Source organism: Clostridium sp. TW13, assembly GCF_024345225.1.
GTDB classification, from domain to species: domain Bacteria; phylum Bacillota; class Clostridia; order Clostridiales; family Clostridiaceae; genus Inconstantimicrobium; species Inconstantimicrobium mannanitabidum.
The window spans coordinates 2,604,314-2,617,817 of sequence record NZ_BROD01000001.1; the positions used below are offsets into that span (position 1 = coordinate 2,604,314).

At 31.6% G+C, this 13,504-nt stretch carries 10 protein-coding genes and 1 other annotated feature; of the genes, 1 reads left to right on the forward strand and 9 read right to left on the reverse strand.

What is annotated here, in order from left to right; translation table 11 throughout:
• Positions 1-179: 179 nt before the first annotated feature.
• Entirely contained in the window at positions 180-1,343 is a 1,164-nt protein-coding gene (gene alr / locus OCU47_RS12565; RefSeq protein ID WP_261828944.1) for an alanine racemase, read from the forward strand.
• 138 nt (positions 1,344-1,481) lie between these two features.
• Here the strand turns inward: alr and OCU47_RS12570 are convergent, their stop codons facing one another.
• From OCU47_RS12570 to OCU47_RS12610, 9 genes are all read right to left on the reverse strand, one after another.
• A complete protein-coding gene (locus OCU47_RS12570; protein WP_261828945.1) occupies positions 1,482-2,393 on the reverse strand; it encodes a PLP-dependent cysteine synthase family protein in 912 nt (303 codons plus the stop codon).
• Positions 2,390-3,550, reverse strand: a complete 1,161-nt coding sequence (locus tag OCU47_RS12575; RefSeq protein ID WP_261828946.1) for a trans-sulfuration enzyme family protein — start codon at positions 3,548-3,550, stop codon at positions 2,390-2,392. The genes OCU47_RS12570 and OCU47_RS12575 overlap by 4 nt, the downstream gene beginning before the upstream one ends.
• 29 nt (positions 3,551-3,579) lie before the next feature.
• The gene (locus tag OCU47_RS12580) at positions 3,580-4,209 is read right to left on the reverse strand and encodes a class I SAM-dependent methyltransferase (RefSeq protein WP_261828947.1); all 630 of its coding nucleotides are present in this window, start codon (positions 4,207-4,209) and stop codon (positions 3,580-3,582) included.
• 154 nt (positions 4,210-4,363) lie between these two features.
• Positions 4,364-4,610, reverse strand: a binding site (T-box leader).
• A 227-nt stretch (positions 4,611-4,837) separates the two neighbouring features.
• Positions 4,838-6,631, reverse strand: coding sequence for an alpha-amylase family glycosyl hydrolase (locus OCU47_RS12585; protein ID WP_261828948.1), 1,794 nt, complete (start codon positions 6,629-6,631; stop codon positions 4,838-4,840).
• Between the two features lie 11 nt (positions 6,632-6,642).
• Complete coding sequence (locus tag OCU47_RS12590; RefSeq protein ID WP_261828949.1) at positions 6,643-7,434, reverse strand: ABC transporter permease; 792 nt, start codon at positions 7,432-7,434, stop codon at positions 6,643-6,645.
• A 5-nt stretch (positions 7,435-7,439) separates the two neighbouring features.
• Positions 7,440-8,261, reverse strand: a complete 822-nt coding sequence (locus OCU47_RS12595) for an ABC transporter permease (RefSeq protein WP_261828950.1) — start codon at positions 8,259-8,261, stop codon at positions 7,440-7,442.
• 3 nt (positions 8,262-8,264) lie between these two features.
• Positions 8,265-9,260 carry an ABC transporter ATP-binding protein gene (locus OCU47_RS12600; RefSeq protein ID WP_261828951.1) on the reverse strand — a complete coding sequence of 332 codons (996 nt, stop codon included), beginning with the start codon at positions 9,258-9,260 and terminating at the stop codon, positions 8,265-8,267.
• Between the two features lie 133 nt (positions 9,261-9,393).
• Complete coding sequence (gene pulA, locus OCU47_RS12605; RefSeq protein WP_261828952.1) at positions 9,394-11,370, reverse strand: type I pullulanase; 1,977 nt, start codon at positions 11,368-11,370, stop codon at positions 9,394-9,396.
• 45 nt (positions 11,371-11,415) lie between these two features.
• Positions 11,416-13,425: an amylo-alpha-1,6-glucosidase gene (locus tag OCU47_RS12610; protein ID WP_261828953.1), complete on the reverse strand. Its 2,010-nt coding sequence runs from the start codon at positions 13,423-13,425 to the stop codon at positions 11,416-11,418.
• Positions 13,426-13,504: the final 79 nt, after the last annotated feature.

A 13,504-nucleotide genomic window follows, 5' to 3' on the forward strand; every position in this document is an offset into this window, starting at 1 on the left:
TCCTTTTACCTAATTATACTATAATTTATTTCAAAATAAAACAACTTTTTTGTAATTTTTAACAATGTATATATACATATCCACTCTTAATAGAAAAAATAACTTTAGTGGTACTTATAAAACCTTAGCTATTTTGCTATAATCAAGCTAAACTTAAATAGAAAAGAGGATAAACTTAGATGAATAAAAATTTAGATCTTTTACACCCACTTTGGGCTGAAATTAATTTAGATAATTTTGCTTTTAATATAAATGAAATAAAAGACAGAGTTGCTCCAAGTCAAGTTATTGGAGTAGTAAAGGCCAATGCTTATGGTCATGGGGCTGTTGAAATTTCCAAAACTCTTTTAGAAAATGGAGTAACAAAATTAGCTGTAGCCAATATTGTTGAAGCTATAGAACTTAGAGAAAGCAACATAGATTGTGAAATATTATTATTAGGAATTAGCTTAGATTCAACTATAGACTCTTTATTGAAATATAATATAGAGCCCACAATTTCTTCATATGATTTTGCCTTTAAACTAAATAATAGAGCTAAGGAATTAAATAAAATCTGTAACATACACATAGCTTTAGATACTGGCATGGGAAGAATTGGATTTAGAAAAAGTGAAGAAAGTGTAGAAGAAATTTCTTCAATATGTTCTATGAGTAATTTAAATATCTGCAGTACATTCTCTCACTTTTCTACAGCTGATTATAAAGATAAAACTTATTCTGAATATCAACTAGATATATATAATTGGTTCCAAGATAGACTAAAAGAACTTAATTGTTCTTTAGGTGAAAAAAACATTGCCAACAGTGCTGCAATTATAGACTTACCTAAGACTTGCTTTGATAATGTAAGACCTGGAATAATTCAATATGGATACTATCCTTCAGAGGAAGTAGAGAAAGAAAACTTAAAGCTTAAACCTGTTCTTACTTGGAAAACTAAAATTGTACATCTTAAAACCCTTGAAGAAAATAACTTCGTAGGCTACGGCAAAAACTTTCAAACAAAAAAACAAAGTATTATAGCTACCATTCCAGTAGGCTATGGAGATGGTTATCCAAGAGCTTTATCAAACAAGGGTTACGTAATTATTCACGGTAAGCTTGCTCCAATAGTAGGAAATGTGTGCATGGATCAATGTATGGTTGATGTAACTGATATAGATGGGGTTAATTTAAATGATGAGGTTATTATCTTAGGTAGAGATAAAGATGTAAAGTTTGACGCAGATGATTTTGCCAAGATAACTAACACAATAAATTATGAACCTCTTTGCCTTATAGGAAGAAGAACTGCTAGAGTTTATATAAAAAATAACAAAATTAGCACTATTGTTAAATAACGTTATCTTGATTTTTCTATACAGTAGACAGATTTGTTTTTACATAAAACTGTCTACTGTTTCTATTTTTTTAACTAGATACTGAACACAAAAAAGAAAACCATCTAAATCAATACTTCCATTTAGATGGTTTTAACTTTAATCAAATATTCCCTTACTTATATACCTATCTCCCCTGTCTGGAAATACAGTTACTATATTGCCATTATCTATTCTCTCAGCTAGTTTTAATACAGCTTGTAATGCAGCTCCTGAAGATGAACCTACAATTAACCCCTCTTTTGATGCCAAAAGTCTTATATTTTTAAAAGCCCCCTCATCATCAACCTTTATAACCTCATCAACTAAATTCATATCCATAGTTGTTGGTATAAAATCATTGCCTATGCCTTCTATATTGTAGCAGCCTGCTACTCCTCCCCCCATGGTAGAGCCAGCTGGATCAGCTAAAATTCCTCTTATATTACTGTTTCTTTCTTTTAAATATTTTGCTATTCCAGTATAAGTTCCCCCACTACCTGCACCAGCTACAAAATAATCAATTTGCCCCTCCAAAGCTTCATATATTTCTGGTCCTGTCTGCTCATAATGAACTCTTGGATTATCTAAGTTCTGAAATTGCTCTAAGCTTATGCTATTCTCAACAGTCTTTAGCAATTCTTCAGTGACTTTTACAGCCCCTAACATTCCTTCTTCTCTAGGTGTGTTTATTATTGTTGCCCCTAAAGCCTTCATTAACTTTTGTTTCTCCATAGAAAACTTAGTAGGAACTACAAATATAACATTATAACCTTTATTTATAGCAGCCATGGCAATCCCTAATCCTGTATTGCCTGCTGTTGCTTCAATTATTGTATAAGCTTTCTTCAATTTTCCTTTCTTTTCAGCGCCTTCAATCATTGAAACTCCAATTCTATCTTTAACACTTCCTCCCGGGTTAAAACATTCAAGCTTAGCAAATACGTTGACCCCTTCTTTCACTCCTATATTATTCAATTTTATTAATGGAGTATTTCCTATAAGCTCACGTATATCATTTATATATTTCATTTCTTACTTTCCTCCAAAGCATTTTCAATATCTTTGATTAAATCTTCTATATTTTCAAGTCCTACAGATAATCGTACCAAGTTGTCCACTATTCCTACCTTTTGTCTTATTTCATATGGAATTGCTCCGTGAGTCATTGAAGCTGGATGACAGATCAATGATTCTACTCCTCCTAAGCTTTCTCCAAAAGTGATTATACTTAAACTTCCTAGGAATTTTTTATAATCTATTCTCTCATTTAAAACAAAGGATAAAACACCACCAAATCCTCTTGCCTGCTTCTTTTGTATTTCATATCCCTTACTATCTTCTAACCCGGGATAATATATTTTTTCCACATATTCATTATTCTTTAGATACTTAACTACCTCATTTGCATTTTGTTCATGTCTATCCATTCTAACTCCAAGTGTCTTAATTCCTCTGATTAATAAAAATGCATCAAAAGGTGCTAAAACTCCGCCTGTGGAATTCTGTATAAAATGAAGTTTATCCCAAAGTGATTTTTCTTTAACCGCAACTAAACCTGCAACCAAGTCACTGTGACCGCCTAGATATTTTGTGGCACTGTGAACAACTATATCCACCCCTAACTCTAATGGTTTTTGAAGATATGGCGTCATAAACGTATTATCTACTATGGTTAAAACTCCATACTTCTTTGCTATTTTAGAAACTAGCTCAATATCAGTAATATCCATAAGTGGATTGGTTGGACTCTCTATGAAAATACCTTTTATATCACCCTTCTCTTTTGAATTTTCTAATACTTCTACTATCTCCTCTATATTTGTTGTGTTTACAATTTTATATCCTATATTAAAGTTACTAAACACCTTATCCAATACTCTAAAATTACCACCATACAAATTATCTGGAATTATAATAGTGTCTCCACTTTTAAATAATGACAGTACTGCTGTAGTTGCTGCCATACCACTAGCAAATGCAAGACCTCCAATTCCACCTTCTAACTCTGCTATAAGTATTTCCAAAGCTTCTCTTGTTGGATTTCCTGTTCTTGAATATTCATAACCTTTATTTACTCCAAACTCTGGTTGCTTATAGGTAGACGTTTGATATATTGGTATATTGACTGCTCCTGTTCTTTCATCTCCATCTACTCCACCGTGAATTAATAACGATTCTATTTTCATTTTCCTTCCTCCATTTTTACCTATATTTATTATATTTTTACTGCTGTAGCTATAAAAATTCCCGTTTCAGTATATTCACCCTTACTAGAATGACCTTTTGCTTTTAATCCTGTATCTATAATATTAATGTCTTGAAATCCAGCATCTTCTAACCAAAATTCAATTTGCTCTTCTTTAAATCCTAACCATTCATCAAACATTTCTTCCTTTGCCCATTGCCCATCATGTTTATACACATCTGATATTATAACTTTTCCAGAACTCTTAAGAACTCTATACATTTCCTTAATTGCTTTGTTTGCCTCAATCACATGATGGAGTGCCATGTTAATAGTTATTGCATCTACAGATTCATCAAATAAAGCTAAATCTGTAAGAGTTGATCTTATTGGATACAAATTATTTAATTCTAATTTTGTACTTGCCTTTCTTAGTTCCTTTAACATATTTGAAGATTGATCAACAGCAAAAACTATATCTGGATTTTTTTGAGCCAGTTTTAAGGAAATAAATCCTGTGCCACAACCTAGATCAGCTAAAATCCTACTTTCAGGATTTATATTTTCAATAAGTTTTTCACTTAATTCATCTTGAAAGTATTCACTTCTCATTCCATTCCAACTAGTAGCAATATTATCAAAGTATTGTTTTGAACTCATTTTTACCATCTCCTAATTTTATTTTTCTTTTTCTGTTTAAGGATCTGAAAACACATAGCTTTATATACTATTCCATTTTTAGATTCCTTAAAAACTTTTCAAACCCAAAACTTATAATTTCCTAAAGAATAAAAAACCCCTGCCTCTATATAACTATAGAGGCAGGGGTATATTCTGCGGTTCCACTCTAATTTATTGCCCAACATAATTAAGCAATATCTCATTTATTCAGTACTTCCATACCTTAACTCTTTAACGGGAGTTCCCGCTGCCATCTACTATAGTTTCGAAGCAGAGCTCAAAGAGGCATTCGCATAACTTTCACTAAGAATCCTTTTCAGCCTAGAGGATTCCTCTCTTATAGTATCCATCATGTTACTATTTCTTATCATTGCATTTAATCACTGTAATTCCTATATGTTTACTATGATATATTTATATTGTATTCATTCTCTTGAAATTTGTCAAAGGTTTTTTCAAAAATTATATGAGGTAACTTTTAGAAAAAATAGAATACCTTAGATTTAAATATAAATCTAAAGCATTCTATATAAGCTTGACTTTTATATATTTGAGCATCTTACAAAAATAAATAGGCTCATCTACTCGTTACTTATTTTTAGACACCTTATTTTTCTTCTTCTACAAGTATTACTCCATTTTTATCTGACGTAAATTTAACCTTTCCATTCTTAACTTTAGCTGTTTTACCTGTATATGCATCTCTTACCTTAGTTCCATCTTTAAACACAGTTGAAACATTAATCTCAGTTTTTTCTTTCGAATTAGCTCCTATTACACATACCACCTTATCTTCAATATTACCCTGTTTATAAATTCTACTGAAAGTATATGGTGAATCACTAATCTTTGCATGCTCACCTGCTCCAACAGCTAAATGAGCTCTTCTAAATCTGCCAAGTTTCTGCCAATGTGATAATACTGTTTTATTTATAGAGTTCCAGTTCATATCCCCTCTAAGCTTTTGATCTTCATAAGCACAATCCTCAAACGCTAAAGGCCTTGCAGTTTCATCACCGTAAAAAATTTGAGCTGCTCCTGGTACCAATAATAAACCTGTTCCACCATTAATCAAATCTTCTCTGTTATATAATGTAGTATCATGTGAAGATATATAACTAAGCATATCAAAACTTGTGTCTGAATTTATCTTATCAGCATAGTCACTATAAATACCATCAATATCCTTAATATCCACTAACGCCTTTTGGAATTGGAAATTAATCAAAGAATCAAATCCATTATCAAAGTATGCATCCTTCTGAACTCCATGGTCCCAAACCTCTCCAGTCATCCAAAATTCCGAATCATCAACCTTTTTATCTGGATTTGCTTTTTTCCAATCTCTTAAGGCTTCAGTTGACGCTTCTTTTAAAGCTTTCCATGTCTCTAAATTTACATGTTTTGCTGTATCACATCTAAATCCATCAATACCGTACTCTCTTACCCAATCTGACACTTCCTTAACTAAGTAATTAGAAACTGTAGGTTTCTTTCCTGAAGTACTAAAATAATTCTTTAGCTTGTTTACCTCTTGATCATATCTACCTTCCTTTGTCCATTTGGTCTTCCATAGTGCAGGTATTCCTGGATCATTTTCTGTTTCAGTTTTAAAATCAGGCAAACCTGAAAGGCAAATCTCTTGATCAGGCCCACTTTCTTCTCCTGTGTATCCAGCATAACCTTTAGATGATCTTACCCATTGAGGTCCCCACCATTTTGCCCAAGCTTCTTTGCTGCTCTTATCAATAAATGTCTCATCATTTTCACCTTTAGCGCTTTTAGGATCTCCATAATAGTAATCCTTCCATCCATCATTTAGTTTTCCAAAACCATACTCGTCCATATCTTTTAAAGTTGCATATCCTGCATGATTAAGTACTACATCTAGTACAACTCTAATTCCATTTTTATGAGCTGTTTCTACAAACTCTTTAAACTGTTCCTTGGTTCCTACGTTAGCATCCAATGAAGTATAGTCTAAGGCATAATAGCCATGGTAAGGATAATGTCTAAACCCAACCCCTCCAATCCATCCATGAATCTGTTCAAAAGGAGATGTAATCCAAATTGCATTTACACCTAAGTCTGTAAAATATCCATCTTTTATCTTTTGAGTTAAACCTTTTATATCTCCACCATGAAAAGTAGCAGGCTGTTGTTTATAATTTGCATACTCTTTGCCATTAGCATCAAGCTCTCTTCCATATGAATGATTATTGCTAGAATCTCCATCTAAAAATCTATCAGTTAATGCAAAATACACTGTTGCATTTCTCCATGAAAATGGCACCTTAGTGCTTGTATCATTCTTATATTCTTCTGAAGAACAACCTGCTGTAAAAACCACGCATAAAAGTATACATAATAAAATACTTAATCTCTTTTTAATCTTCCTCATAATATCCCCCTCTAACTTCCACTACTCTCATATCTACTCATACCCTTTAACCAGATAATATAAGATATAATACTTCCAATGATAGCTATTAAAAATGTTAGTATAACACCATTGAATAAGTTTTCCTTTCCTAAAAAATACGCTGCTGGAAAATATCCTGTAAAAGCAAATGGAATAACGAAGGTCAATAATGACCTTATTCCTTTGGGATAAATTCCTATAGGATACTTAGCAAACGCACTTAGTTGATAAGTCATAAATAAATATGATTGAGCAAACTTAATCCAAAATGCTATGCTTGAAACTGCTAACTTTAAGGCTGAATATATAAATGCCCCACAAATCACAGCAAATATCAGTAATAATACTGAAATGAAGCTAAAGCTAATATGCAACTTTGTAGCTGAAGTTACTAATAATATAATTCCTATTATTAATTCACCAAATCCATCTGGTTGAAACCTTTCAGCTAATAACTGAAATAGTGGATTTAAAGGTCTCAATAAATATCTGTCAAATTGTCCTTGTACCACTATTCTTCCACTCAAAATCCATAAATTATCTGTAAATATATGATCTATCCCTCTTGGTATCTGAGCAAAACCGTATATAAATAAAATCTCATAGAAGCTCCATCCTTTTAAGTTAGGAATTGCATTGAATATCAATTGAATAAATAATACTCCTGTAAATTGCACCAAAACAAATCCTATTAATCCTAGTATAAAATCTGCTTTATATTCAATTAATGACTTCACATATTGTCCTACAAACTTTACATATATTCTTAAATATTTCTTCATAGCTCCTAACCTCCTAAGATGGTAAGCTTCTTAATTAATGCATTCCACATAGTTCTTGCTATAAACATTAAGAGAAGCACCCACGCTAATTGCAACGCTATAGCTTTTACGAGAGATACTCCAGTAAGCTTACCTAAATAAATCATTGTAGGAGTATATATAGACGAGCTAAACGGTAAAAAGTTAAATAATATCTGCACAGATTTTGGGAAAAACACTATTGGAATCAATGCTCCTGATAAAAGTTCTATAAGAGCTTTTACAATCTGTGATAATCCCCACATATTCGTAATTTTGAAAGATAATAAAGCAAAAGAATAACTAAAATAAAAATTTATTAGTAACCCCAATATTATGCTTACAAAATACAAAAGTATATTTACAATATTTATATTCCCGTTGTAGCTATAAAACAAAATATTAATTGCTATAAAAGCGAGTATAAATATGATCAAAAAATTATACATTACATTTCCAAAAGCTTGGAATAACATTCTCTTCTCATAGCTTATAGGTCTAATTAAGTTTATTGCAATAGAGCCATCTTTAACTTCATTTGATATATCATAAGTTATATCAACACTTATAATTAAAGCTGTAAGAAATGAAACAAGTACATATATAATCATTTCATTTAAAGAGAACCCCTTAATTATTTTATCTGGAGAACTGCTATATATAGCTCTCCATAAATAATAACTAACTGCAAGCATCATAGCTTCTCCAATTAAAAAAATAATTACATTTGCTTTATAGGATAAATTCTTTTGAAATACATTAGTTGCAAAAGGTAGATAAGTCTTTACTTGCTTGATAATTTTTTTCATTATCTACACCTCACTTCTGTAAATCTTCTTTACTATATCCTCGATGCTTGTCTCACGCACAGTGAAATCAACTATATTAAATTTGGCCATAAGTTTTCCCAATATATCTGCAATACTTATGTTGTTTTTGTTAAAATTAATAGAAATCTTATTATTTAAAATAGTAATACTTGTATCTTTTTCATCAAGTTCTTTAATAAAACATAATTCTTCATACTTTACAACTCTATTGATTTGAACCTCAATATTGGTCATGTATCCATACTTTTCTTTAATCTGAGTAAGACTTCCATCATAAAGAATGCTACCTGAATCAATAATTATTATTCTGCTACATAACTCTTCAATATCATTCAAATCATGAGTAGTTAATATTATTGTAGTTCCAAATTGCTCATTGATTAATTTTATAGCTTTTCTTACATTTTCTTTAACCACTACATCTAAACCTATAGTAGGTTCATCTAAATATATTATTTTAGGATTATGAATAAAAGCCGCTGCCAAATCCGCCCTCATTCTTTGGCCTAAAGATAAAGTTCTAACTGGCCTTAGCATGAACTCATCTAATTCAAGTACTTCATTTAAAAACTCCATTCTCTCCTTATACTCTTTATCACCTACATCATAAATATCCTTTAGCAAAGAGAAGGTCTCAGATATAGGTAAGTCCCACCACAACTGAGTTTTCTGTCCAAATACTACCCCTATATCCTTAGCATTCTTTTCTCTTTGCTCATAAGGAACTACCCCATTTACCAACACAGTTCCGCTAGTTGGCGTTAATATACCTGTCATCATTTTAATTGTGGTTGATTTGCCAGCACCATTAGCACCTATATAACCAACCACCTCTCCGTCTGCAATATTAAAGCTTATATCATTTACTGCAGCTTTTACTGTATATTCTCTTGAGAAAAATGATTTAATTGCCCCCTTGAAACCTGGATACTTCTTGCTCATCTTAAATTCTTTTTTAAGATTCTTAACCTCTATCAATTTCATTCCCCCTTAAATGATAGAACAATCCTAGTCATTCATGTTTAGCTGCTCACTCCTGCCCTAGGCACCCCTTGAGTATGTAAATTCAACTAAGATTCAGATAGGGATCAACCCCAACCCGAATGAATTTTCACTTGATTAATACATAACAACTCTTCCTTTTTACATTAATCACATCTTGTTCTATATATTGAATTTCTTCATTACCTGCTTTATCTTCATTAACTAATAAAGACCATCCATTACTTTTTAAATCCACATCAACAGATTCATCATTTGCATTATATATTACAACTATTTGATTGCAGTTATTGTTACAGTTAATTTCATTTAGAACAAATCCCACTACTCCATCTTCATTAAAATGTACTCCTTTATTTAAAAACATCAACTTTTCCCTTATTTCACTGCTGCTATTCATTCTAAATACTTTATGACTCTTTCTTAATCGTATTAAGCCTTTATAATACTCAACAAGAGATTTATATTCAAGACATCTATCCCAATCAAGATAATTCACACTATCTGGTGAGCAATAACTATTTTCATTTAATGTTCCATCAGCATTAACCTTTGTCCTTGCAAATTCTTCTCCAGCTTGGAAAAATACTAATCCTTGAGAAGTGAGCACTATTGCAGCAGCTAATTTGTTCATCCTTATCAACTCATCCTTTGAGGCTTCAGGATTTGTATTTTGTAGCTTATCCCATAAAGTAAAATTATCATGAGCTGAAACATAATTAACTGTTTGATAAGGTTCATTGGCCCAAGGAAACTCTGAATAATTTAACTTACTATAATCTACACCATCATGTTTAGTAGAAGCAGTTACAGTAAACTTTATTACTTCCTCAAGTCCTTTCTTCCCATTAACAAAGCCCTTATCATCAGCAAAAAATACATTTCCCTTTATTCCATCTCTTGCATCATCACTAAAGGCCGCAATTTGCATATCACCGTACTTAACTGTATTCTTCTTAAAAGCTGCTTCTTCAAATTTTAATGGTGATTCTCCTCCATTCCATCCTTCCCCATACATTATTATTGATTTATCAATTTCGTCTAACCTTCTTCTTATTTCCTTCATAGTTTCAATATCATGCAAGGCCATTAAATCAAATCTAAAACCATCAACATGATACTCTTTTGCCCAATAAACTACAGAATCTACAATATATCTTCTTACCATATATCTTTCAGAAGCCAATTCATTTCCACAGGCAGAACCATTTGATAAATTTCCATTAGAATCTTGTCTGTAATAGTAGCCAGGAGCTATAAAATTGAAGTTTGAATCTATAGATTTGAAGGTATGATTATAAACCATATCCATTACAACTCTGATTCCTTCCTTATGCAGTTCTTTTACCATAGTCTTAAATTCATTTATTCTTAACTTTCCTTCATATGGATTTATTGAATAAGATCCCTCTGGTACGTTATAGTTTTTAGGATCATACCCCCAATTAAATTGAGGTTCATCTAATTTTGATTCATCTACAGAAGCATAATCAAAAGTTGGCAACAAATGCACATGTGTTACTCCAAGTTCTTTGACATGCTGCAGACAAGTACTCTCTTCAGTACCAGGGATTTTAGTATGCTTTTGCCATACACCACTATATTTGCCTCTATATTTTTCTTCTACTCCTGAGTTCTGATTTATAGAAAAGTCTCTAATGTGCATTTCATATAAAATAGAGTCAGTGGCATCCTTAAATTCTGGCTTAATATCATTATCAAAGCCTTCAGGATTAGCAGAACTTAAATCCACTACCATCCCTCTATCTCCATTAACTCCTACAGCCTTTGCATAAGGATCTATAACTTCATTAGATATTCCATTATTAGTAACTATATAGTTATAAAATACTCCATCTAAATCACCAATAAGCTCAGTCTGCCAAGTTCCGTTATCCTTACTTTCCATTGCTACAATATTTCCTGGAGTGCTATTATACTCTCTTCCATCTTTACTATAAATAATTAATCTTACTTCTTCAGCTGCTGGTGTCCATAAAATAAACTTAGTTCTTTCCTTAGAGTATATGGCACCTAGCTCCCCATCATAATTGTATTTTTCATTCATAACCTCTTCTAAAATCATTGTTATCACCTCATCGTAAATTTCAATATATAAATTCTAATTAATTTAATACTTTTCAATTACATAAGCATAAGCCCTTAAAACTTCTCCAACACTCCATGCTTGTGTGTAACAGCCTCTACTTGTTGATGAGAATTCACCATCAAAAATTTCTGCTATACCATTTATACAACCATCCTTCATGTGATCTTCAAAAACTTCACACATTTCTTTAGCTTTTTCAAGAGCTTCTTTTGAATCATCATTTACCTTGCAGTAGGCTGTGATAAAAGGTCCGATTAAAAATCCCCAAGTTGTTCCCATGTGATAAGCACAATCTCTATTTAATAACTTACCTATATATTTAGGTTTAAATCTTTCATCCATAAATGATAATGATCTCAAACCATAAGTTGAATATAAATGCTTATATACAATTTCAACAACACTCTTTTCCTTTTCTCTTTCTAGCACTGAAAATGGTAAGGATACAGCCCAAATTTGATTTGGCCTTATTGATGAATCATTGTCATCAACCACATCATATAAGCAATGTTTTTCTTCATTCCAGAACTTATCATTAAATGATACTTTAACTTGTTGCTTAAGCTTAGAATAAGTATCCGTACTTTCACCAAATTTAAAACTCAACTCTTCCATAATGCATAGAGCGTTATACCAAAGAGCATTTATTTCTACTGGTTTACCGTGTCTTGGTGTTACTACATAATCTCCAACTCTAACATCCATCCAAGTTACTTGATCTAAGCCGCCTCCAGCATAAATCAATCCATCCTCATCCATACCTATAGAAAAATCTGTTTTGGTAGAGTACGCTTTGAAAATTTCTATCAACTTAGGATATATTTTTTCCTTAATAAAACTATAAGCTTCCTCTGTTCTTGTATACATTAAATACTTATACACAGCTTGAAAATACCAAAGTGACGCATCTACAGTGTTATAACCAGGTTCTGTATTCTCATCAGGAAATAGATTTGGAACCAATCCATTCTTTATATACTTTGCAAAGGATTCCAAAATTTCTTTTGCATCTTCAAATCTTTTTGTTACAAGCAGCAAGCCTTCAAAAGCAATCATTGTATCTCTGCCCCAATCCGTGAACCATGGGAATCCAGCCAAAATTGTTTTAAGTTCTGTGCTATTTCTTTTAACAATAAAATGATCTGCAGCCTTTACCAAGTTATTTATAAAGCCATTATCATACCCTGCATTTCTTACTAATCTGTCAGCTCTTTCTCTATATTCATTTAAAATTTCAAAACCATCTCGATTGTTTAGCCCTTCTGTAGTACACTTAACATAGAATTTTTTATGCTCAAAGGCTTTAACATCTATATGCACTTCGTAAGGAGTATAATGATTGTCTAAGCCTAAATATCCAGTTCTATTATCTATCATATAGTAATGGTTTTCTTCAATTAGATAATTAGGTGTAGCCATACTTACTGGTATCTGGTTTCTATCATAAAAACTTCCTTCTGAAATTTGAAAATCAATACTCATTTGATTATTTTCTTTTGGTATAAGATTTAAATAATTATCATGCTTTGTAACCATAAAATCCAATTGTGCTTTTTCTGTAGTTTCTCCAGCTGCCCTATAATTAAATAGTGGAACTATATTTAACTTAATATCTTCACTTCCGTTGTCAACTTCATAACAAACTACTACTGTATTATGACCATACTCCATGGCAATACTTTTCTTAATACTAACATCTTCAACTTTATAACTATATTCAGGTACGCTATCAAATAAAAATCTTTGAAGATATTGTTGACCATTTTTAGAAAAATTAATATACTGTTGAGAAGTTAAATCATATTTTCTTTTCCCAATAAGAAGTTCTTCTTGAGTTCTTGTAAATACCAAATATCTGCTTACAGGAGGATTTAAAGAAGCTATTAAATACCCGTTAAAGGACATGGCTCCTCCTCCACTTACTGTTTGATTTGCATATCCTCCTATTCCATTACCTATCATCCATAAAAGTTCATTGCCTTGTTCTATTGTTTTCCATTGTCCACGGCCTAATTTATATACCTCTTCCATAATCATCCTCCAATTTTATTTAAAAAGGTCCTTTAGAAAATATTACTTCTAAAGAACCTTTTATTTATATTATTATTAT

Bases quoted from the DNA above. Each gene is read 5' to 3' on its own strand.
- alr (WP_261828944.1), top strand. From the start codon at position 180: ATGAATAAAAATTTAGATCTTTTACACCCACTTTGGGCTGAAATTAAT.
- OCU47_RS12570 (WP_261828945.1), bottom strand. From the start codon at position 2,393: ATGAAATATATAAATGATATACGTGAGCTTATAGGAAATACTCCATTA.
- OCU47_RS12575 (WP_261828946.1), bottom strand. From the start codon at position 3,550: ATGAAAATAGAATCGTTATTAATTCACGGTGGAGTAGATGGAGATGAA.
- OCU47_RS12580 (WP_261828947.1), bottom strand. From the start codon at position 4,209: ATGAGTTCAAAACAATACTTTGATAATATTGCTACTAGTTGGAATGGA.
- OCU47_RS12585 (WP_261828948.1), bottom strand. From the start codon at position 6,631: ATGAGGAAGATTAAAAAGAGATTAAGTATTTTATTATGTATACTTTTA.
- OCU47_RS12590 (WP_261828949.1), bottom strand. From the start codon at position 7,434: ATGAAGAAATATTTAAGAATATATGTAAAGTTTGTAGGACAATATGTG.
- OCU47_RS12595 (WP_261828950.1), bottom strand. From the start codon at position 8,261: ATGAAAAAAATTATCAAGCAAGTAAAGACTTATCTACCTTTTGCAACT.
- pulA (WP_261828952.1), bottom strand. From the start codon at position 11,370: ATGATTTTAGAAGAGGTTATGAATGAAAAATACAATTATGATGGGGAG.
- OCU47_RS12610 (WP_261828953.1), bottom strand. From the start codon at position 13,425: ATGGAAGAGGTATATAAATTAGGCCGTGGACAATGGAAAACAATAGAA.